Here is a 252-nt window from a genome sequence, read left to right on the forward strand (position 1 = left end):
TAATTATTTAAATTGGTCCTTTAAATTTTTGATATAATTATTTTTTTGCTGTTTTTTTTTGTTCATTTTTTTTTTTTGTTTGGTTTTTTTTTTTTTTTTTTTTTTTAATTTTTTTTTTGTTTTTTTTTTTTATTTTAGTTTTTTTATTTTTTTTCTTTTTTTCTTTATAGATTTTCATTTATTTTCTTAATTTACGTTTGAGCTTTTTTATTTATATGTTTTTTTGTAGTTTTTTTATCTTTTTTTTTTTAC

At 11.9% G+C, this 252-nt stretch carries 1 protein-coding gene; it reads right to left on the bottom strand.

Annotated elements, in window-relative coordinates:
- Nucleotides 1-37: 37 nt before the first annotated feature.
- Nucleotides 38-178: a hypothetical protein gene (locus AAEZ02_RS23795; protein ID WP_351125492.1), complete on the bottom strand. Its 141-nt coding sequence runs from the start codon at nt 176-178 to the stop codon at nt 38-40.
- Nucleotides 179-252 lie beyond the last annotated feature (74 nt).

It is taken from the genome of Shewanella sp. T24-MNA-CIBAN-0130 (assembly GCF_040310185.1).
GTDB lineage: Bacteria > Pseudomonadota > Gammaproteobacteria > Enterobacterales > Shewanellaceae > Shewanella > Shewanella psychromarinicola.